General features: G+C 70.5%; 21 protein-coding genes. 17 read left to right on the top strand and 4 right to left on the bottom strand.

Translation table 11 applies throughout. The features are described 5' to 3' along the window. The first annotated feature begins 4 nt into the window (after window positions 1–4). Complete coding sequence (locus ABGB17_RS07135; protein ID WP_347626998.1) at window positions 5–526, top strand: sigma-70 family RNA polymerase sigma factor; 522 nt, start codon at window positions 5–7, stop codon at window positions 524–526. A gap of 331 nt (window positions 527–857) precedes the next feature. Next, window positions 858–1,379: a hypothetical protein gene (locus ABGB17_RS07130; RefSeq protein WP_347626997.1), complete on the top strand. Its 522-nt coding sequence runs from the start codon at window positions 858–860 to the stop codon at window positions 1,377–1,379. Window positions 1,380–1,385: 6 nt separating this feature from the next. Here the strand turns inward: ABGB17_RS07130 and fdhD are convergent, their stop codons facing one another. Continuing rightward, window positions 1,386–2,198 carry a formate dehydrogenase accessory sulfurtransferase FdhD gene (gene fdhD, locus ABGB17_RS07125; RefSeq protein WP_347626996.1) on the bottom strand — a complete coding sequence of 271 codons (813 nt, stop codon included), beginning with the start codon at window positions 2,196–2,198 and terminating at the stop codon, window positions 1,386–1,388. Between the two features lie 188 nt (window positions 2,199–2,386). After that, window positions 2,387–4,600 carry an FdhF/YdeP family oxidoreductase gene (locus tag ABGB17_RS07120; protein ID WP_347626995.1) on the bottom strand — a complete coding sequence of 738 codons (2,214 nt, stop codon included), beginning with the start codon at window positions 4,598–4,600 and terminating at the stop codon, window positions 2,387–2,389. 199 nt (window positions 4,601–4,799) lie between these two features. Here ABGB17_RS07120 and ABGB17_RS07115 point away from each other — a divergent pair, with 199 nt between their 5' ends. The 8 genes from ABGB17_RS07115 to ABGB17_RS07080 all read left to right on the top strand — a co-directional run bounded on the left by ABGB17_RS07115 (window position 4,800) and on the right by ABGB17_RS07080 (window position 11,021). Continuing rightward, window positions 4,800–5,630 carry a biotin--[acetyl-CoA-carboxylase] ligase gene (locus tag ABGB17_RS07115; RefSeq protein ID WP_347626994.1) on the top strand — a complete coding sequence of 277 codons (831 nt, stop codon included), beginning with the start codon at window positions 4,800–4,802 and terminating at the stop codon, window positions 5,628–5,630. A 19-nt stretch (window positions 5,631–5,649) separates the two neighbouring features. Continuing rightward, window positions 5,650–6,162, top strand: a complete 513-nt coding sequence (locus ABGB17_RS07110) for a PH domain-containing protein (protein WP_347626993.1) — start codon at window positions 5,650–5,652, stop codon at window positions 6,160–6,162. A gap of 108 nt (window positions 6,163–6,270) precedes the next feature. After that, entirely contained in the window at window positions 6,271–7,356 is a 1,086-nt protein-coding gene (locus tag ABGB17_RS07105; RefSeq protein ID WP_347626992.1) for an S-(hydroxymethyl)mycothiol dehydrogenase, read from the top strand. After that, window positions 7,353–7,982: an MBL fold metallo-hydrolase gene (locus ABGB17_RS07100; protein WP_347626991.1), complete on the top strand. Its 630-nt coding sequence runs from the start codon at window positions 7,353–7,355 to the stop codon at window positions 7,980–7,982. Before ABGB17_RS07105 ends, ABGB17_RS07100 begins: the two co-directional genes overlap by 4 nt. A 186-nt stretch (window positions 7,983–8,168) precedes the next feature. After that, window positions 8,169–8,348 carry a (2Fe-2S)-binding protein gene (locus ABGB17_RS07095; RefSeq protein WP_184979124.1) on the top strand — a complete coding sequence of 60 codons (180 nt, stop codon included), beginning with the start codon at window positions 8,169–8,171 and terminating at the stop codon, window positions 8,346–8,348. A 15-nt stretch (window positions 8,349–8,363) separates the two neighbouring features. Next, entirely contained in the window at window positions 8,364–8,852 is a 489-nt protein-coding gene (gene bfr / locus ABGB17_RS07090; RefSeq protein ID WP_347626990.1) for a bacterioferritin, read from the top strand. Between the two features lie 217 nt (window positions 8,853–9,069). Beyond that, entirely contained in the window at window positions 9,070–9,738 is a 669-nt protein-coding gene (locus ABGB17_RS07085) for a response regulator transcription factor (RefSeq protein ID WP_030451323.1), read from the top strand. Between the two features lie 11 nt (window positions 9,739–9,749). Then, window positions 9,750–11,021: an ATP-binding protein gene (locus tag ABGB17_RS07080; protein ID WP_347626989.1), complete on the top strand. Its 1,272-nt coding sequence runs from the start codon at window positions 9,750–9,752 to the stop codon at window positions 11,019–11,021. On the opposite strand, the gene ABGB17_RS07075 is transcribed toward ABGB17_RS07080, so the two are convergent. Then, window positions 11,005–11,607: a GtrA family protein gene (locus ABGB17_RS07075; protein ID WP_347626988.1), complete on the bottom strand. Its 603-nt coding sequence runs from the start codon at window positions 11,605–11,607 to the stop codon at window positions 11,005–11,007. The genes ABGB17_RS07080 and ABGB17_RS07075 overlap by 17 nt on opposite strands. A gap of 416 nt (window positions 11,608–12,023) precedes the next feature. On the opposite strand from ABGB17_RS07075, the gene ABGB17_RS07070 reads away from it, so the two are divergent. The 5 genes from ABGB17_RS07070 to purE all read left to right on the top strand — a co-directional run bounded on the left by ABGB17_RS07070 (window position 12,024) and on the right by purE (window position 15,403). Then, the gene (locus tag ABGB17_RS07070) at window positions 12,024–12,971 is read left to right on the top strand and encodes a hypothetical protein (RefSeq protein WP_347626987.1); all 948 of its coding nucleotides are present in this window, start codon (window positions 12,024–12,026) and stop codon (window positions 12,969–12,971) included. Window positions 12,972–13,045: 74 nt separating this feature from the next. Continuing rightward, on the top strand, window positions 13,046–13,402 hold the full coding sequence (locus tag ABGB17_RS07065; protein WP_347626986.1) for a type II toxin-antitoxin system RelE/ParE family toxin: 357 nt from the start codon (window positions 13,046–13,048) through the stop codon (window positions 13,400–13,402). Continuing rightward, complete coding sequence (locus tag ABGB17_RS07060; RefSeq protein ID WP_347626985.1) at window positions 13,399–13,698, top strand: helix-turn-helix transcriptional regulator; 300 nt, start codon at window positions 13,399–13,401, stop codon at window positions 13,696–13,698. Before ABGB17_RS07065 ends, ABGB17_RS07060 begins: the two co-directional genes overlap by 4 nt. A gap of 35 nt (window positions 13,699–13,733) precedes the next feature. After that, window positions 13,734–14,882: a 5-(carboxyamino)imidazole ribonucleotide synthase gene (locus tag ABGB17_RS07055; RefSeq protein ID WP_347626984.1), complete on the top strand. Its 1,149-nt coding sequence runs from the start codon at window positions 13,734–13,736 to the stop codon at window positions 14,880–14,882. Next, complete coding sequence (gene purE / locus ABGB17_RS07050; RefSeq protein WP_347626983.1) at window positions 14,882–15,403, top strand: 5-(carboxyamino)imidazole ribonucleotide mutase; 522 nt, start codon at window positions 14,882–14,884, stop codon at window positions 15,401–15,403. Before ABGB17_RS07055 ends, purE begins: the two co-directional genes overlap by 1 nt. 2 nt (window positions 15,404–15,405) lie before the next feature. On the opposite strand, the gene ABGB17_RS07045 is transcribed toward purE, so the two are convergent. Beyond that, on the bottom strand, window positions 15,406–16,725 hold the full coding sequence (locus ABGB17_RS07045) for a UDP-glucose/GDP-mannose dehydrogenase family protein (RefSeq protein ID WP_347626982.1): 1,320 nt from the start codon (window positions 16,723–16,725) through the stop codon (window positions 15,406–15,408). A gap of 172 nt (window positions 16,726–16,897) precedes the next feature. On the opposite strand from ABGB17_RS07045, the gene ABGB17_RS07040 reads away from it, so the two are divergent. Further along, window positions 16,898–18,061 (top strand): acyl-CoA dehydrogenase family protein, encoded by a 1,164-nt coding sequence (locus ABGB17_RS07040; protein WP_347626981.1) that lies wholly within the window; start codon window positions 16,898–16,900, stop codon window positions 18,059–18,061. Window positions 18,062–18,412: 351 nt separating this feature from the next. Further along, complete coding sequence (locus ABGB17_RS07035) at window positions 18,413–18,700, top strand: hypothetical protein (RefSeq protein ID WP_347626980.1); 288 nt, start codon at window positions 18,413–18,415, stop codon at window positions 18,698–18,700. Window positions 18,701–19,118: the final 418 nt, after the last annotated feature.

Here is a 19,118-nt window from a genome sequence, read left to right as displayed (position 1 = left end):
CGAGATGGCCGATGAACTGCTCGTGGTGAGGTGCCAGCTCGGTGAGCGCGACGCGTTCGCCGAGCTGGTGCGCGCCTGGCACGAGCCGGTGTGGACGTACGTGCGCCGCATGCTGGGCCCCGGGGCCGCGGACGACGTGACCCAGGAGGTCTGGCTCGCGGTGGTGCGCGGCCTGCCCCGGCTGAAGGACCCGGCGCGGTTCGCGCCGTGGCTGTTCACCATCGCCCGGCGCGCGGTGACCGACCGGCTGCGTGAGCAGTACGCCCGCCCGGAGACGCCCGAGCCCGCCGATCCGCCGTCCGGCGACCCGGCGGGCGCCGTGGTGGAGCGCGCGGCGCTGCTCGCCGGGCTGGCGGGCCTGCCGGTGCGCGAGCGGGAGATCCTCGTGCTGTTCTACCTGGAGGACCTGCCGCTCGCGGACTGCGCGGAGATCTGCGGCATCCCGGTGGGCACCGCCAAGTCCCGGCTCGACCGGGCCCGTCGCCTGTTGCGCGACCACCTGACGGCGAAGGGATTCCAGTCTTGACAACCTCCCCCTCGTAACGAGGGGGATCCTCACGGTCGCCCGTGAGAACTTCCTGCTTCATTGCCAGTTGCCTGCCCGAGAGGACTCTCGTTGAGGTCTTACACCGGCTCCACAGGCGTTTCACCTCTCCGCCAGCCCGGCGGCGAGGGTGTTCCTGATCGTTCGTCCGGTGGCTTGGTTATCGCCACCGTCGAACACGTTACCGAACCGTGCGGTGTCGTGCGGCGTTTTGGTGCCGGTTCGCCTGGCGGCGAATCGGCTGCCCCTGTCCTGCTTCGCAGGGGTCCGATTCCTCCCCGCCTGAAGGCGGGGGTTTCCTCGGAGGTATCTGATGAACGAGCCGGGTACGCCTGGACAGGACACAAAGGGAAACGACGGCGGGCAGGGGCGGGACGGCCGGCCGGGTATGTCCGCCGGTGAACTGATCGAGCGGCTGCGCGGGCCGCTGTCACCGGGGCGGCGGCTGCGGGCCGTGGCGCCCCTGCTGTCCGGGCTCGGCGGGGGCGCCTTCCTCGCGCTGCTCTGGGCCACCGAGCCGGGCCCGCTGCCCGGCCGCACACTGTGGGCGTTCGGGGCGCTGCTGGTGACGTCCCTGGCCTGGGCGGTCTATGGCGGGTGGGCGCTGGTGCGCCGTCCCCTGTACGCGGGGGAGCAGGTGGTGGCCGGGTGGCTGGCGCTGGCGGCCGCCTTGCTGACCACCGGGGGCACGGCGTGGGTCGCCGGGGTCCGTGGCGCCGGGCTGCCCGTCGCGCTGGCCATTGGCGCCGTCTTCACGGCCGGCGCCGTCGTGCTGATCGTGCGGGCGCACGGCCGCCGGGCGGCGTTGCGGCGGCGGGTGCGTGAGCTCCGCTGACGGGCCTCACCCCGTCCCGGTGGCGACCCGGGACGGGGTGGCGTAGACGTTGAAGCGGTGGTCGCGCAGGAAGCCGACCAGGGTCATGCCGAAGTCGCGGGCGAGGTCCACGGCCAGGGACGAGGGGGCGGAGACGCCGCAGACCATGGGGACTCCGGCGGCCAGGGCCTTCTGCATGATCTCGTAGCTGGTGCGGCCGCTGACCAGCAGGATGTGGTCGGCGAGGGGGAGGCGGCCGTTCAGCAGGGCCCAGCCGGTGAGCTTGTCCACGGCGTTGTGACGGCCGACGTCCTCGCGCAGGGCCACCAGCGTGCCGTCCCAGGTGAACAGGCCGGCGGCGTGCAGGCCGCCGGTCTTGCCGAAGATGCCCTGGGCGGCGCGCAGGCGGTCCGGCAGTTCGTACAGCAGCTCGGGGGACACCGGCGGTGGGCCGGTCTCCACGGGGGTGAGCGTGGCCAGGCGGGCGCGCAGGGCGTCGAGGCTGGCGGTGCCGCAGACGCCGCACGCGCTGGAGGTGAGGAAGTGACGGTGCAGGGCGGGCTGGTCGGGCGGCACCTCGCCGCGCAGCCGCACGGTGACCGTGTTGTAGCGGGCCTCCGGCGGTAGGTCCTCGTCGGTGCAGTACGCGATGGACACGATGTCGCCCGGGCCCGCGAGGCCCTCGCCGGACAGGAACCCGGCGGCCAGCTCGAAGTCCGCCCCGGGGGTGCGCATGGTCACCGCGAGCGTGCGGGTCACCCCGCCCGCCGTGATCCGCACCTCCAGCGGCTCCTCGGTCGCGAGGTCGTCGCGCCGGTCACGCACCGAATCGCCGGTCACGACCCGCACCCGCACCCGGGTGGTGGGCCCGGGCCGCCGCGCGGCGGCACGCGCCTCGGGTTCGTCCGCGGACCGGGGTTCCCCCTGGGGGGCCCCGGACGGTGCTCCTCCGGCCGTCGCGCGAGGTCCGGCCCCGGCGGTCGCCGTCGCGGCGGGCCCGGCCGGGGAGACGGGGTGACTGCGCGAGGTCACGACGACGACCGCTTCAGGGTGACCACGGCGTTGTAGTCCGGGATCCTGGCCGCCGGGGAACGGCGGGTCACGTCAAGCAGCACGTTGCCCTCCGGCCAGTGGATCTGCAGGTTGCCCGGGGTGAGCGGCGCCCGCAGCACGCGGCCGGTGAAGCGACCGGCGGCCCCGGACAGCTCGACCTCGGTGCCGTCCGGCAGGCCGAGGCGGTCGGCGTCGTACGGGCTCATCAGCACGGCGTCGCGGGTGGCGCCGTTGAAGCCGTCCCTGCGCTCGTGGATCATGCTGTTGAACTGCTTGCCCCGCCGGGTGGCCACCATGAACGACCCGTCGGGCCGCTCCAGCGCGGGGGGATCCACCACGGTGAAGCGGCCGAGGCCGTCAGGGGTGGGGAACCGCCCGTCCTGGCACAGGTGCCGCCCGCCGTACTGCACGTTGTCGCCGAACTCCTTCAGCGCGGCGATGCCCTGGTAGAACGGCACGGCCTCCTCGATCTCGCGGCGGATCTGCGCCGTGCCGCCCGGGTAGCGGATCATGTCCGACAACTCCGGCCGGGTGCGCGCCGCCAGCTCGGTGAAGATCTTCCACTCCGGCCACGCCTCGCCGACGCGCGGCCCCTTCACCTCGGGGGAGAAGATGATGCGCCGCTCGGTGGAGGTCTCGGTGACCCCGCCCTCCATCTCGTACCGCGTCTGCGCGGGCAGCAGCAGCACGTCGCCGTCGCAGTCGGCCAGCATCTGGCTGGACGGCACGATGTCGATGTGGATGCGCGTCTTCAGGCGGGCCAGCGCCTCCCGGCAGTACCCGGGGTCGGGCAGCACCTCAAGGAAGTTGCCGCCCGAGGAGATCAGCACGTCCAGCTCGCCCGCGTGCGCCGCGTCGATCATGTCGGTGGCGGTGAGCCCCGGCGTGTCCGGCACCTCGAAGCCCCACGCGCGCGAGAACCGCGCCGCGTTGGCCGTGGTGACGGGCAGCCCGCCGGGCAGCCCGGTGGCGTACGCCCCCATCTCGGCGCCGCCCTGCACCCCGCTGTGCCCGCGGATCGGCATCAGCCCGCAGTTGTCCCGCCCGACGAAGCCCCGCGCCAGCGCGAGGTTGACGATGGCGCGCACGTTGCGCTCGCCGTAGGTGTGCTGGGTGATGCCCATCGACCACACCAGCACCGCCGAGCGGGCCGCGCCGAGCATCTCGGCCAGCTCCGCCATCTGCTCCCGGGTGCTGCCGCTGAGCGCCTCCAGCTCCTCCCAGCTCTGCGCGGCGACGGCCGTGCGCACCTCGTCGAAGCCGGCGGTGTGCCGGTCGACGAACTCCTTGTCCACGAGGTCGCGCTCGATGAGGTGCTTGAGCACGCCGTTGAGGAAGCCGATGTCGCCGCCGATGTTCACCGGGAAGAAGTGGTCGGTGATCTTGGTGCCGAACAGCGCGGACTCGGCGTTGGACGGCACCCAGTAGCGGTCCATGCCGGGCTCGCGGTAGGCGTTCAGCATGACGATGCGGGTGCCGGCCTTCTTGGCGTGGTAGAGGTACTTCATCGCGACCGGCTGGTTGTTGGACGGGTTGGACCCGATGAACACGATGAGGTCCGCGCCGATCCAGTCGGTGTACGAGCAGGTCGTGGCCGCCGCCCCGATGGTCTGCTTCAGCGCCACCGTCGAGGGGGAGTGGCAGATGCGCGCCGCGTTGTCCACCGAGTTGGTGCCGAGCGCCCGCACCGACTTCTGCGCGGCGAAGTAGTTCTCGTTGGGCACGCCCCGGCTCGTCAGGTACGCCCCGAACCGCGCGCCGCGCAGCCGTTCCGCGGCGAGGTCCAGCGCCTCGTCCCAGCCGATCCTGGTGAAGCCGGGCTCGCCGCGGCGGCGCAGCATCGGGTACGGCAGGCGGCCGAGGTCGCGCAACTGGGCGCTGGTCAGCCGGGCCGCCGCGGCGGCGTCGGCCAGCGCGGCGGGGTCCATGGCGGGCATGGTGTTGAGCTTGAGCAGACGCAGGCGGATGTTGCACAGGTGGATCTCGTCCATCGTCCAGTCGCGCATGCCCCGGGTGCCGAGCGCGCAGCCGTCGCAGGTGCCCTGGTTGAGGATGCGCCAGGCGTAACGCCGGTTGCCCTTGACGGAGCGGAACGCCTTCCACAGCTCCAGGTAGTTGTTGGGTTTGCGCTCGCCGATGCCGAAGGGTTTCCAACTCGCCCAGTTACGTGGGTCCAGACGCTTGCTCAACGGATGTTCACCTGCTCCTGACGTCCCGCCCGAGGATGCTCCGCGGGCATACCCATAGCATCACCCTTCACGCGGCCCTTCCGCGACGAGCCCCCGGCCCGCGTCCGCCGGTCAAGAACGGGGCAACGTTGCGCCGTGCGGGCCGCACATCGGCGTAAGGACGTCCCGCCGTCCCGCGCCGAGGAGGAGGATTGAGCACGTGACCGACTCGCCGTCGCCGTACACCGACCTGGAGCGGCCGCCCCTGTCGCAGGCGGCACTCAACCGCGCCCTCGTCCGCCCCGGGGGCCTGTGGACCTCGGTCGTCGTGACCGAGCGCACCGGCTCCACCAACGCCGACCTCGCCCAGCTCGCCAGGGAGGGGGCCCGCGAGGGGGCCGTGCTGATCGCCGAGCTCCAGGTCGCCGGGCGCGGGCGGCTCGGCCGCACCTGGACGGCGCCGCCCCGCTCCGGGCTCACCTTCTCCATGCTGCTGCGCCCCCCCGTGCCCGCCGCCCGGCAGGGCTGGGTCACGCTGCTGGTCGCGCTGGCCGCCGCGTCGGCCGTGCGGCGCGTCGCGGACGTGGAGGTGCGGCTGAAGTGGCCGAACGATCTGCTGGTGGGGGAGCGCAAGCTGGCCGGGGTGCTCGCCGAGCGGGCCGAGGGCGCCGTCGTGGTCGGCATGGGGCTGAACGTCTCGGTGCGCGCCGAGGAGCTGCCGGTGCCGACGGCCACCTCGCTGACGCTGGAGAAGGCCGGGGGCGTCGACCGCGACCCGCTGATGCGCGCCGTGCTGCGCGAGGTGGAGTCCCACTACCGCGAATGGGTGGCCGCCGGCGGGGACGCCGACTCCAGCGGGCTGCGCGCGGCCTATCTCGCCGCCAGCGCCACCGTGGGGCGGCAGGTGCGGGTGGAGCTGCCCGGCGAGCGGGTGCTGCGGGGCACCGCGACCGGCGTGGACACCGCCGGGCACCTCGTCGTGCGGACCGCTGACGGCGCCGAGCAGACGCTCAGCGTCGGCGACGTGGTGCACGTGCGCCCCGCCGAGTGATCGTGCGACGATTTGCCGCATGGTCCTGCCTGAACATCTCCTGACGGTGGGGGAGCGGGTCGTGCACTCGTTCCATCCGCACTGGAAGCGCCTGGTGCTGCCCGCTTTCGCGCTCGTTCTCGTCGTCGCGGCCTCAAGCGCGGCGATCTATTTCATACCCACCGACTACGAGTACGTCGGCTTCGCCTACATCGCGGTGGCGGCGGTGTCCGTGGTCGCGCTGGTGCTCTGGTCGTTCCTGCCGTACCTGCGGTGGAAGACCACCTCGTACACGCTGACCACCCACCGGTTCAACATCAGCACCGGCATCCTCAGCAAGTCGGCGGACGACATCCCGCTTGCCAAGATCAACAGCGTCAGCTCCGACCAGAGCTTCGTGGAGCGCCTGCTCGGCTGCGGCACGCTGGTGGTCGAGTCGGCGTCCGACAACGGCGAGATCACCTTGAAGGACGTGCCGCGCATCCAGACCGTGCGGGCGGAGCTGTTCCGGCTGGTGGAGGACGCGGCGGACGGCGACGTCGACGGGCGCTGAGCGGCGCGCCCCCCGCGCGGACTTGACGTCCGTAACGTGTCGTCAACATTCTGAACGCCATCAAGGCCGTCATGCGCCGCGATACAGCTCGATACAGGGAGGACCACCATGCCGTATGAAGTCCAGGGTGTGATCGCCGGGGGCAAGGGCGAGGCCGTGTCGCTGCGGCCCGTCATCGTCCCCGACCCGGGGCCGGGCGAGGCGGTGGTCGACGTCCAGGCGTGCGGTGTGTGCCACACCGACCTGCACTATCGCGAGGGCGGCATCAACGACGACTTCCCGTTCCTGCTCGGCCACGAGGCGGCCGGCGTCGTGGAGGCCGTCGGCGACGGGGTGACCACCGTGGAGCCGGGGGACTACGTGATCCTCAACTGGCGCGCGGTGTGCGGCAACTGCCGGGCCTGCCTGCGCGGGCGGCCCTGGTACTGCTTCGCGACCCACAACGCGAGCCAGAAGATGACGCTGGAGGACGGCACGCCGCTGAGCCCGGCGCTCGGCATCGGCGCGTTCGCCGCCAAGACGCTGGTCGCGGCGGGGCAGTGCACCAAGGTGGACCCCGAGGCCAGGGCCGCGGTCGCCGGGCTGCTCGGCTGCGGCGTGATGGCCGGCCTCGGCGCGGCGATCAACACCGGCGGGGTGACCCGCGGCGACACCGTGGCGGTCATCGGCTGCGGCGGCGTGGGGAACGCCGCGGTGCTCGGCTCGTCGCTGGCCGGCGCCTCCAAGATCATCGCGGTGGACGTGGACGACCGCAAGCTGGAGTGGGCCGGGCAGTTCGGCGCCACCCACACCGTCAACTCCCGCAGCGCCGACCCGGTGGAGGCGATCCGGGACCTGACCGGCGGCCACGGCGCGGACGTCGTGATCGAGGCGGTCGGGCGGCCGGAGACCTACAAGCAGGCCTTCTACGCCCGCGACCTCGCCGGCACCGTCGTGCTCGTCGGGGTGCCGACGCCGGACATGATGCTGGAGCTTCCGCTGCTCGACGTCTTCGGCCGGGGCGGGTCGCTGAAGTCCTCCTGGTACGGCGACTGCCTGCCGAGCCGCGACTTCCCGATGCTCATCGACCTCTACCTGCAGGGCCGCCTCAACCTCGACGGCTTCGTCACCGAGACGATCGCGCTGGACCAGGTGGAGGAGGCCTTCGCCAAGATGCACCGCGGCGAGGTGCTGCGCTCGGTGGTGGTCCTGTGACCGCGCGCCTCGCCAAGATCGTCACTTCCGGCGAGTTCACGCTGGACGGCGGCACCTGGCAGGTCGACAACAACGTCTGGCTGTTCGGCGACGACAGCGAGGTCGTGGTGATCGACGCCGCGCACGACGCCGAGGCGATCGAGGAGGCCGTGGGCGGCCGGCGTCTCGTGGCGATCGTCTGCACCCACGGGCACAACGACCACATCAACGCCGCGGGGGCGCTGGCCGACGCGACCGGGGCGCCGGTGCTGCTGCACCCGGCGGACACCATGTTGTGGGAGGCCGTCCACGGCGACGGCCGCGGCTTCCGCCCGCTCGCCGACGGCGACACGATCGAGGTGGCGGGCACGGCGCTGCGCGTGCTGCACACCCCCGGCCACTCGCCCGGCGCGGTCTGCCTGCACGCCCCCGAGCTCGGCGCGCTGTTCAGCGGCGACACGCTGTTCTCCGGCGGGCCGGGGGCCACCGGGCGGTCGTACTCGTCGTTCGACACCATCATCGACTCGATCCGGGACCGGCTGCTGGTGCTGCCCCCGGCGACGGTCGTGCACACCGGGCACGGCGACTCCACCAGCATCGGCGCCGAGCGGCCTGACCTGGACAAATGGATCGCCCGCGGGCACTGACGCATGACGCGCTCCGTGGTCTCCTGTGACCGGGGGATCACGGAGGGTGCGTTTTTTGTCCACATATCGTGCACTTTCCGGACATCTGATGGCCGTCTTCGCGGAAGAAAGAGGATAGGCATACCTAAGAAACATGCGCTATCTTAGGCATGCCTAACCTACGCTGAGCGAAGGGCGTATCCTTCTATGTACGTGTGCATCTGTCAGGCCGTGACCGAGAGCGAGGTTCACGCCTGCATCCAGGCAGGTGCGAAGAGTGCACGTCAGATCCGGGATACCACAGGGGCCGGCAAGGACTGCGCGACATGCGTGCGGAAGATCTGTGCGATCCTTAAGCGATCTGAGGAACTCGTCGCGACCGCATAGATCGAGAGGCCCGCAATGCAGGGGGACAGAGAGATCATTGCTCTGCTCAACGAGCAACTGACCTCCGAACTCACCGCCATCAACCAATATTTCCTGCATGCCAAGATGCAGGAGAACTGGGGATACACCAAACTCGCGGCGTTCACCCGCGCAGAGTCCATAGACGAGATGCGGCACGCCGAGGTGCTGACCGACCGCATCCTGTTCCTGGAGGGTCTCCCCAACTACCAGAAGCTCGGCACGCTGCACATCGGCCAGACCGTCAAGGAGCAGCACCAGGCCGACCTCGACCTGGAGCTCGGGGTCGTGGCGCGGCTGCGTCCCGCCATCCTCCTGATGCGCGAGCGGGGTGACGCCACCTCGGCCCGCATCTTCGAGGACATCCTCCAGGACGAAGAGCACCACATCGACTACCTGGAGACCGAGCTGGAGCTGATCGAGAAGCTGGGCGAGCCGCTCTACCTCCAGCGGCTGGTGGAGCTTCCGTCCTCTTCGAGCGACTGATCCTTTTCGGTCGTCCCTGAGGCATGTCACATGTGCCCGGGGACGGGGTAGGTAGGGTGCCGGGGGCGCGCCGCGAGGCGCTCCCCCGAGGCCCGGGTGATGCGGGAGGGCTCGTACCTCTTTCGGCGTCTTTGCCCAGGTCAATTGGTGGGTCAACGACGAGTCAAACCGCGCGCTGTACCCGGGAAACGATCGCCTAAGGTCCTACGATCGCTTTATGACCTGCGTACTTCTCGCCGAGGATGACACCTCGATCTCCGAGCCCCTGGCGCGCGCACTGCGCCGCGAGGGCTATCAGGTGGAGGTGAGCCCCGATGGCCCGCAGGCCCTGGAAAGGGCTCTGTCCGGGGGCGTCGACCTCATCGTGCTCGATTTGGGCCTACCCGAAATGGACGGGCTGGAGGTCGCCCGTCGCATCCGCGCCGAAGGGCACGGCACACCCGTGCTCATCCTGACGGCCCGTGTCGACGAGGTCGACACCGTGGTCGGCCTCGACGCCGGCGCCGACGACTATGTGACCAAACCGTTCCGGCTCGCCGAGTTGCTCGCCCGTGTGCGCGCGCTGCTGCGCCGCGGCACCTCCGAGACCCCTGTAGTCCAGGGGGTGCGCATCGACGCGGACTCGCGGCGTGCCTGGATGGGTGACAAGGAACTGCATCTCACCACGAAGGAGTTCGACCTGCTCCGCGTTCTGGTGCGGGACGCCGGCAAGGTCGTCACCCGCGAACAGATCATGCGCGAGGTGTGGGACACCAACTGGTGGGGGTCCACCAAGACCCTCGACATGCACATCTCGTGGCTGCGCCGCAAGCTGGGGGACGACGCGGCGAAGCCCCGCTACATCACCACGGTCCGGGGAGTCGGTTTCCGGTTCGAGCGCGAATAGCCGCCGCCTGAATGCGCCGGAGGTTGCTCTCCTCGACCCTCGTGGTCGCGGCGATCGCCGTCCTGCTGCTCGGAGTGCCGCTCGGTCTCGTGGTCACCCGCCTCATCGACGACGAGGCGGTCCAGCAGTTACGAGCTCAGGCGACGCTGCTCCTCAGCCAGGTCGAGTACGCCCAGATCGAGGATCGGCCCATCGATCCGGACGAACTGCAGCGGCAGTACCCCGCCCGGTACGTCCAGATCTTCATCCGCAACAGCCCGACGGTCATCGTCGGCGCCGAACCGCCCCCGGATCGGCAGATGACCGAGGAGACCCACTCCGAGAGCGGGGTCTACGTCCGGATCACCCGCGACCGCGCGCACGTGGAGCGGAACATCCGGGGCTGGCTCATGCTCATCGTGGCTCTGGCCGGGCTCGCGCTGGCGGTCGCCGTGTCGCTCGCCGTCGTGCAGTCCCGGCGGCTCGCCCTGCCGTTGCTCGATCTGGCGCGCATCGCGGAACGGCTCGGCTCGGGCGACGCGCGCCCGAGCAGGCACCGCTACGGCATCCCCGAGCTGGACCGGGTGGCCGAGGTGCTGGACCGCAGCGCCACGCGCATCTCCGACCTGCTGGCCCGGGAACGGGAGTTCGCCACCGACGCCTCCCACCAGCTCCGCACGCCGCTCACCGGCCTCACCATGCGGCTGGAGGAGATCGTGGCCGCCGCCACCCAGCCCGCGATCGTGCGCGAGGAGGGGGAGGCCGCGATCGTGCAGGCGGAACGGCTCACCGCGGTGATCGACGAGCTGCTCGCCGCGGCCCGGCGGCAGCGGCACGCGCAGACCGAGGCCATCGACCTGGACGAGGTGCTCGGTCAGCAGGTCACCGAGTGGGAGCCGGCGTTCCGCCGGTCCCGCCGTTCGCTCGTGCTGGCCGGGGACCGGGGGCTCTGCGCCATGGTCAGCAAGGGCGGGCTGAGCCAGGTGGTGTCCACCCTGCTGGAGAACTCCCTTGAGCACGGCGACGGGCCGGTGACGATCACCACGGGCAGCACCGACCGGTCCGTCGTGATCGAGGTGTCCGACTGCGGTCCCGGCATCCCCGAGCATCTGCGCACCCGGGTGTTCGACCGCAACGTGAGCGGCGCCGGGGGCACCGGGCTCGGGCTGACGCTCGCCCGTGCGCTCACGGCGTCCGACGGGGGGCGTCTCGAGCTGGTGCGGGCCCGGCCAGCGGTGTTCGCGTTGTTCCTGCGCCCCGCCGTGGAGACGGCGCGGCACCGGGTCGTCAGCGGCCCGGCTTGAGGTGGGTCGGCGTGCCGTCGTGCCCGTTCACCGAGGGGAGCCGCTTGGGCTGCACCTGGTCGAGCGGCACGTGCGTGGACTGCGGCCGCTTGGGCTCCTGCTGGCGCTCCGCGGCGACCTCGGGGAGGCCGGTGTGCGGGTCCACCGGGGGGAGCTCCGGGGGCAGGAAGACCCACTTCTTGTACGACCAGAAGCGGAACAGGGTGCCGAGGGCGGTGCCCACGATCATCGAGGCGTTGTAGCTCAACGGGTCACGCCAGCCGAGGGTGTATTCGACGAAGCCGATGATCAAAAGAGAGATCAACAGGCCGATGCCGTTGAGCACAAAAAAAAGGAAATATTCACGGGCGAGGCCCGACTGCTCGCGGTGGCGCCACGTCCAGAACCGGTTGGCGAGATAGGCGAACGTCGCGGCGATGACCGTGGCGAAGACCTTGGATGTCAGGGGTCCGAGGTGCACGCCGTACCGCATGACGTTGGTGCCTGCGAAGTCGATGACGAACGCGACGGCCCCGACGGTGCCGAACTTGGCGAGCTCTCGAAACAGTGCGGAGAACCTGTCATACAGGTGGCGAATGAGCTGCACAACGGTCCTTTCGGGGTTTCGGAGCCCCTACAGGTTACCGGCCCCTCGCCTCAGGCGCCTGCCGTCGGCTCGCTTGCCGCCCTTTCATGTCCATCTATCGAGATATCACGACTTTTCCTGCTTGCCGGGGAGCCCGTGCGCTAGGCTGCGCCGCAGTTCTCCAAGGTGTGCCCTGAGAGGTGGCTCCCGGCGTGCGACGTCGACCTGAAGCCCCCGCCGCCGACCCCCGCGCCGTAGTGCCGCCCCCCTGCCCACCACGCCGCCCGTCGGCCCTCCCGCCGTTCCCACCGGCGCCCCCCGCCGCGCCGGGACGGCCGCCGTCCCCTCCGGCGTCTGCCGCGGTGCCGGGACGGCCGCAGTTCCCACCGGCGCCTGCCGCGGTGCCGGGACGGCCGCCGGTCGCGGGTGCGTGGCGCGTGCTCCCGCGTGTGGCGGCGCTCGGTGTGTCCCTCGTGCTGCTGGCCGGCTGCGGCGCTCAGGGGGACGTGCCGCCCGAGCCCACCGCCGCCCCCACCGTGCCCGGCTCCGCCGGCCGCACCGTGGGGGCCGAGGACGCCGGCACCGCGTTCGGCGTGCTCGGCGAACTGGACGACGCCTGGAAGCTCCGCGACTGCGCGAAGGTGCTGTTCCTCACCACCGCCGCGGAGAACGAGCTCGGCGGCCGCGGCTGCGAGGCCACCCGGAACGGCCGCCCGGTCCCCGCCCGCGCCACCTACCGCGACTCCGAGTTCTTCCTCCCCGACCGCCCCGACGAACGCCCCTGGTTCGTCGCCCTGGCCCGCGAGCCCGACCCCGCCTACATCGTGCTGGTCCAGGAGGACGACCGCTGGCGCGTCGCCTACGGCCCCCTGAAGCTCACCACCGCCCCACCGGAACTGGACGCCGACGTCACCACCCGCGTCGTCCCCACCGAGGACCCCGAGGACGGCGTCCGCGCCCGCCTCGCCCCCCAGAAACACCTCACCTTCCTCTCCGACCGCTACGGCCTCACCGGCATCCGCTTCCCCTCAGGCGACCCCGTCCGCTCCCTGCTCACCGAACTCACCAAGAAGCCGGCGACCGTCCGCCCCGACCGCCTGAGCCACGAGATCCAACTGATCCCCGACGACACCAGAGCCCTGGCCCTGGCCGACGGCGGCGCCCTCGTCTTCCACAGCCTCAAGATCCTCCACACCCAGAAGACCACCTCCAGAAAACTCGCCCACCCCCTGTTCGGCACCACCCTCGCCAAAGCCTTCACCGGCACCTCCACCCCCAAGTCCCTCCACACCACCGAAGTAGTCCAACTCGCCACCAAGGTCACCCCCGACGGCAAACTCACCACCGTCGCCATCTCCCGCGGCCTCGCCGACATCACCCTCTGATGCCAGAAGGGTTCGGCGTACGTATTCCGGCGAACACTTAGTGTGACCGGCGGATCCTTCATAGCATCAACGCTATGAGCTGGGGTACCGTGGAGCTCGAACCTGAGGTTCGAAGGTGGCTTGAGGACCTACCTGCGGCGTCGTTCGCGAGGGTGGCTTTCTATGTTGATCTGCCGGCGGCGGAGGGTCCTCTGCTCGGGGAGCCTTACACCAGGCAACTCGACGGCAAGTTGCGTGAGCTCAGGTTCCACCTGGATGAGACGGCCGTGCGTGTCACTTACTGGATCGCGCCTCACCGTCGGATTGTGCTCTTGACCGTGTTCCAGAAGACGCGGATGCGGGAGGAGCGGGAGGTCGAACGGGCTCGGCGTGCGATGCGCCGTTGCGCCGCACTGGCGCATGAGGTCGACGAGGGAGAAGGTGCGGGATGAGCGGGCAGGAGAGCTGGCAGGAGCTCAAGGGGCGCCGGATGGCCGAGCCGGATGCGGCCGAGGCGTACGAAGCCACGCGGCTCGCCTATGAGCTCGGCAAGGCGGTGCGAGGGATGCGCGAAGGGCGGGGCTGGACCCAATCCGACCTGGCGCGCGAGGCCGGTATGACCCAGTCGGCGGTAGCGCGCTTCGAAGCAGGCGGGACCATTCCCACGCTGCCGGTTCTGGAGCGTCTGGCGCGTGCCCTGAACGCCAGCGTCGAAGTCCGCCTGACCCCGCGGGCTCCAGCCGCCTGAAACTTGGTCGCTCGCTGTATGTAGTGTTTGGCGGTGTGACCAGTGGAGAGGCCGGGTGGCCGGTTGTCGGGATGGTGGGGGCGGGGCAGCTCGCGCGGATGACGCAGCAGGCGGCGATCGCTCTCGGGGTGGACCTGCGGGTGCTGGCCGGGGCGGCCGGCGAGAGCGCGGCACGGGTCGTCGGGTCCGTGCGGCTGGGGGACTACCGCGACCTCGCCACGTTGCGGGAGTTCGCGCGCGGGTGTGACGTGATCACGTTCGATCACGAGCATGTGCCCTCGGAGCACGTGGAGGCGCTCGCGGCCGAGGTGGCGGTGCGGCCTGGGGCGGAGGCGCTGGTGCACGCGCAGGACAAGGCGGTGATGCGGGAACGGCTGTCGGCGATCGGGGCTCCGTGTCCTGCTTGGGCGCGGGTCGCCACGGCGCAGGACGTGGAGGCGTTCGCGGAGGAGCACGGGCGGCCGTTCGTGCTCAAGGCGGCGCGCGGCGGGTACGACGGGCGTGGGGTGTGGGTGGTCGGCTCGGCGTCGGAGGCGGCGGGGGTGCTGGCGAGCGGGACGCCGCTGATCGCGGAGGAGCTGGTGCCGTTCGAGCGGGAACTGGCCGTGGTGGTGGCGCGGTCCCCGCACGGCCAGGGGGTCAGCTATCCGGTGGTCGAGACGGTGCAGCGGGACGGCATCTGCGTCGAGGTGATCGCGCCGGCGACGGGGATGGACCCCGAGCACGCCGCGCAGGCGCAGCACATCGCCCTGAAGATCGCCAACGAGCTCGGGGTGACCGGGGTGCTGGCCGTGGAGATGTTCCAGTTGCCCGGTGGCCGGGTGGTGGTCAACGAGCTGGCCATGCGGCCGCACAACAGCGGCCACTGGACGATCGAGGGGGCCAGGACGTCCCAGTTCGAGCAGCACCTGCGGGCGGTGCTCGACCTGCCGCTCGGCTCGCCGTCCCCGGTGGCGCCGGTGACGGTGATGGCCAACGTGCTCGGCGGCGAGGACCCCGACATGTACCGGCGCTACGAGCACGTGATGGCGCACGACCCCGGCGTCAAGATCCACTTTTACGGCAAGGACGTGCGGCCCGGCCGCAAGATCGGGCACGTCACCGCGCTCGGCACGGACGTGGACGAGGTGCGGGCCCGGGCCAGGCACGCCGCGGTGCACCTGGCGACGGGAGAGTACGTCTGATGGCCGCGCCCCTCGTCGGCATCGTGATGGGCAGCGACTCCGACTGGCCGGTGATGAGGCTCGCCGCCGAGGCGGTCGCCGAGTTCGGGGTGCCGTTCGAGGCCGACGTGGTCTCGGCGCACCGCATGCCGCAGGAGATGATCGCCTACGGTGAGCGCGCCGCCGGGCGCGGCCTTCGAGTGATCATCGCGGGTGCGGGAGGCGCCGCCCACCTGCCCGGCATGCTCGCCTCGGTGACGCCCCTGCCGGTGATCGGCGTGCCGGTGCCGCTCAAGTACCTGGACGGCATGGACTCGCTGCTGTCCATCGTGCAGATGCCCGCCGGCGTCCCGGTGGCCACCGTCTCCATCGGCGGTGCCCGCAACGCCGGCCTGCTCGCCGTCCGCGTCCTCGCCGCCGCGGACGAGGAACTGCGGGCCCAGGTGGAGCACTTCCAGTCCCGCCTGCGCGACCAGGCCCATGCGAAGGGCGAGCGCCTGCGTGCCGAGGCCGCCCACCTGGGCGACCCCGGACCCGCCTGACGTCAGGGGCGGCCGAGGGCCCGGTAGTGCCAGCCCGCGGCGCGCCAGGTCTCGGCGTCGAGGGCGTTGCGGCCGTCCACGATGCGGCGGCTGGCGACGACGGAGCCCAGGATCTCGGGGTCCAGGTCGATGAACTCCTGCCACTCGGTGAGCAGGAGCACGACATGGGCGCCGCGGGACGCCTCCAGGGCGGACTCGCCGAATCGCAGGGCCGGGTGGGCACGGCGGGCGTTCTCCAGGGCCACCGGGTCGTAGACGGTGACGTCGCCGCCCTGCTCGCTGATCTTGACGGCGACGTCCAGCGCGGGGGAGTCGCGGATGTCGTCGGAGTTCGGCTTGAACGCCGCGCCGAGCACGGCGACGGTGCAGTCGCGGAACGAGCCGCCGGTCAGCTCACGGGCGAGGTCCACCATGCGATTGCGGCGCCGCATGTTGATCGCGTCCACCTCGCGCAGGAACGTGAGCGCCTGGTCGGCGCCGAGCTCGCCCGCGCGGGCCATGAACGCCCTGATGTCCTTGGGCAGGCAACCGCCGCCGAAGCCGAGCCCGGGGTTGAGGAACCGCCCGCCGATGCGCTCGTCGAACGACAGGGCGAGCGACAGGTCCTTGACGTCGGCGTGCGCCGCCTCGCACACCTCGGCCATGGCGTTGATGAACGAGATCTTGGTGGCCAGGAAGGCGTTGGCCGCGACCTTGACCAGCTCGGCGGTGGGGTAGTCGGTGATGACCATGGGGGTGCCCTCGCTCAGCATGGGCTCGTACACCTCCCGCATCACCTTCTCCGCCTTGTCCGACACCACGCCGAGCACGATGCGGTCGGGGTGCAGGGTGTCCTTGACGGCGAAGCCCTCACGCAGGAACTCGGGGTTCCAGGCGAGCTCCACCAGCGCTCCGGACGGCGAGAGGCGCGCCAGCTTGTCGGCCAGCCGCTGCGCGGTGCCCACCGGCACGGTCGACTTGCCCACCACCAGGCACTCGCGGGTGAGGTGGGGCGCGAGCGACTCCACGACGGCGTCCAGGTAGGAGACGTCCGCGGCGTACTCGCCCTTCTTCTGCGGGGTGCCCACGCACACGAAGTGCACGTCGCCGAACTCGGCGATCTCCTCGTAGGAGGTCGTGAAGCGCAGCCTTCCCGACTCCAGCCCGCGGCGGAGGAGATCCTGCAGGCCGGGTTCGTAGATGGGCAGCTCACCCGCGCGTAGCCGCGCGATCTTCACGGGGTCCACGTCCAGGCCCAGCACCTCGAAGCCCAGCGCGGCCATGCACGCCGCGTGCGTGGCACCCAGGTAACCGGTCCCGATGACCGTCAGGCGATAGGACACGAGCGCGTTCCTTCCATGTTCGGCTATCGACCCAATCTTTACCGCTACGTTGCCGAGGCATGTTACCCGCCCCCCGCGTCCCGCAACAGACAAATGGGACATTTCGCCAGGAGCTGCCCTTCTTGTACCCCCATGACGGCCACCCTATTGTTGGACGTCCTACTATTCGGCTATGAGCTTCCCTCTCTACGCCCCCGCCGAAGAGCACGAGATGCTGCGCGAGACCGTGAGGGCCCTCGCCGAGGACAAGATCGCCCCGCACGCGGCCGAAGTCGACGAGACCGGCGAGTTCCCCTGGGACGCACTGAAGGCCTTGGTGGCCGCCGACCTGCACGCCGTGCACGTCCCGGAAGAATACGGCGGCGCGGGGGCCGACGCGCTCGCGGCCGTGATCGTGATCGAGGAGGTCGCCCGGGTCTGCGCCTCCTCCTCCCTGATCCCGGCCGTGAACAAGCTCGGCACGGTACCCCTCCTGCTGTCCGCGTCGGAGGAGCTCAAACGTCGCTACCTGCCTCCGGTGGCCCGCGGCGAAGCCATGTTCTCGTACGCCCTCTCCGAGCCCGAGGCCGGCTCCGACGCCGCCGCCATGCGCACCCGCGCCGTACGGGACGGCGACCACTACGTGCTCAACGGCACCAAGATGTGGATCACCAACGCCGGCGTCTCCGAGTACTACACCCTGATGGCCGTCACCGACCCCTCCGCCGGCCCCCGCGGCATCTCGGCCTTCGTCGTCGAGAAGTCCGACGAAGGCGTGAGCTTCGGCCCCAAGGAGAAGAAGCTCGGCATCAAGGGCTCCCCCACCCGCCAGGTCATCCTGGACAACGTCCGCATCCCCGCCACCCGCCTCATCGGCGAGGAAGGCACCGGCTTCAAGACCGCCCTGGCCACCCTGGACCACACCCGCGTCACCATCGCCGCCCAGGCCCTCGGCATCGCCCAAGGCGCCCTCGACCACGCCATCCGCTACGTCAAGGAACGCAAACAGTTCGGCAAGCCCATCGCCGAGTTCCAGGGCCTCCAGTTCATGATCGCCGACATGGCCATGAACCTGGAGGCCGCCCGCCAACTCACCTACGCCGCCGCCGCCAAGTCCGACCAGGCCATGCACGGCACCAAGTCCCCCGACCTCACCTTCTTCTCCAGCGCCGCCAAATGCGCCGCCTCCGACGCCGCCATGGCCATCACCACCGACGCCGTCCAACTCCTCGGCGGCTACGGCTACACCCGCGACTACCCGCTGGAACGCATGATGCGCGACGCCAAGATCACCCAAATCTACGAGGGCACCAACCAGATCCAACGCGTCGTCATGGCCCGCCAGCTCCTCAAGTAGCCCCCTGAACAGCGAGAACCCGGTCCCGAAGAAGCTCGGGGGCCGGGTTCGTCGTGTCACTCGACGATCTTAGGAGAGTGCCTGTTCCGTCCCTGTTCCGTGGGACGCCACGCGCGGACGGAACAGGCGGTCGTCTGTCGCCTTGCGAGCGCGGTCGTGTGACCCCGGCATCATGTGGCGTAGACACGGAGGGTGAAGCCGGGATCCGCGTGGCCGCCACACGAGCTCGCTGTAGCTTCGCGCCTTAACGAACGTGTCATCGGTCCAGCGGAACAACAGGTTGTGCGTACGGGGCTTCCCTGACACCTTTTCCCAGGGCGGCGTGCAGGTTAGCGGGGGATATTTGGCCAAGTGAACGCGGATCGCGGCAGCGGCCCACTCAGGGAGCGGTATGACGCGTTCGCGGTCGTTCTTTGGCGATTTCGCGGGACTCTTCTTGAGTGCCGCGTCGGCCACGGCCAGATTGAGAATGCCCTGAAGGACGAGGAACCCGGTTTGTACGGTCGGCGTATCGAATCGCTGGCTCAGGTCACTAATCCACGCTTGTACGTCGGATGGCTTTATGCTCTTGACCTGTCGTCTCGCAAAGGCGGGCGCGAGGTGCAGGCGATAGATTTATTTTTAACAGATCATTGTTGAGGGGTCAACGATCCGTGAGTCACCGGTGGGCCGCTGATACCAGCCGCCCGCCTGCGCCGTGTTGGTGACGATCGCCGCCGACGCTGTTCAGGGGGCTACTTGAGGAGCTGGCGGGCTCCAGCTCGGCGCGGTCCTTCTCCCACGCGGCCTGTGGCGTCTCATGAGTCGTGAAGGGTGCCGGTGTGTGTCACGCCGTGCGTCCCGTCGCCGGCAATGGAGTGATCGGTGGACCCTGGCCCTTGGGCCACGTGACGCGGCTTGTTTCGAGTTTGTTGCGTCTGTTGTAGACGGTTTGGATTTGTCCATCGGCCGCCTGAGCGGCGCGAATCCCGCTCTGGTCGGTTCGACCTGAGCTTGGTACTGAACCAACCTGATTCACGGACTCCGCCGCACCGCGTTGAGGCGTTCGTAACCGTGT

Origin of the sequence: Sphaerisporangium sp. B11E5 (genome assembly GCF_039871875.1) — a bacterium.
In the GTDB taxonomy this organism is placed as follows: domain Bacteria; phylum Actinomycetota; class Actinomycetes; order Streptosporangiales; family Streptosporangiaceae; genus Sphaerisporangium.
Note: the sequence above shows the minus strand (reverse complement) of the source record. Positions and strands in the feature narration are given on the sequence as shown.

Excerpts from the sequence above, each read along its gene's own strand:
- ABGB17_RS07135 (WP_347626998.1), top strand. The coding sequence starts at position 5 with ATGGCCGATGAACTGCTCGTGGTGAGGTGCCAGCTCGGTGAGCGCGAC.
- ABGB17_RS07130 (WP_347626997.1), top strand. The coding sequence starts at position 858 with ATGAACGAGCCGGGTACGCCTGGACAGGACACAAAGGGAAACGACGGC.
- ABGB17_RS07110 (WP_347626993.1), top strand. The coding sequence starts at position 5,650 with ATGGTCCTGCCTGAACATCTCCTGACGGTGGGGGAGCGGGTCGTGCAC.
- ABGB17_RS07105 (WP_347626992.1), top strand. The coding sequence starts at position 6,271 with ATGCCGTATGAAGTCCAGGGTGTGATCGCCGGGGGCAAGGGCGAGGCC.
- ABGB17_RS07095 (WP_184979124.1), top strand. The coding sequence starts at position 8,169 with ATGTACGTGTGCATCTGTCAGGCCGTGACCGAGAGCGAGGTTCACGCC.
- bfr (WP_347626990.1), top strand. The coding sequence starts at position 8,364 with ATGCAGGGGGACAGAGAGATCATTGCTCTGCTCAACGAGCAACTGACC.
- ABGB17_RS07085 (WP_030451323.1), top strand. The coding sequence starts at position 9,070 with ATGACCTGCGTACTTCTCGCCGAGGATGACACCTCGATCTCCGAGCCC.
- ABGB17_RS07080 (WP_347626989.1), top strand. The coding sequence starts at position 9,750 with ATGCGCCGGAGGTTGCTCTCCTCGACCCTCGTGGTCGCGGCGATCGCC.
- ABGB17_RS07065 (WP_347626986.1), top strand. The coding sequence starts at position 13,046 with ATGAGCTGGGGTACCGTGGAGCTCGAACCTGAGGTTCGAAGGTGGCTT.
- ABGB17_RS07060 (WP_347626985.1), top strand. The coding sequence starts at position 13,399 with ATGAGCGGGCAGGAGAGCTGGCAGGAGCTCAAGGGGCGCCGGATGGCC.
- purE (WP_347626983.1), top strand. The coding sequence starts at position 14,882 with ATGGCCGCGCCCCTCGTCGGCATCGTGATGGGCAGCGACTCCGACTGG.
- ABGB17_RS07040 (WP_347626981.1), top strand. The coding sequence starts at position 16,898 with ATGAGCTTCCCTCTCTACGCCCCCGCCGAAGAGCACGAGATGCTGCGC.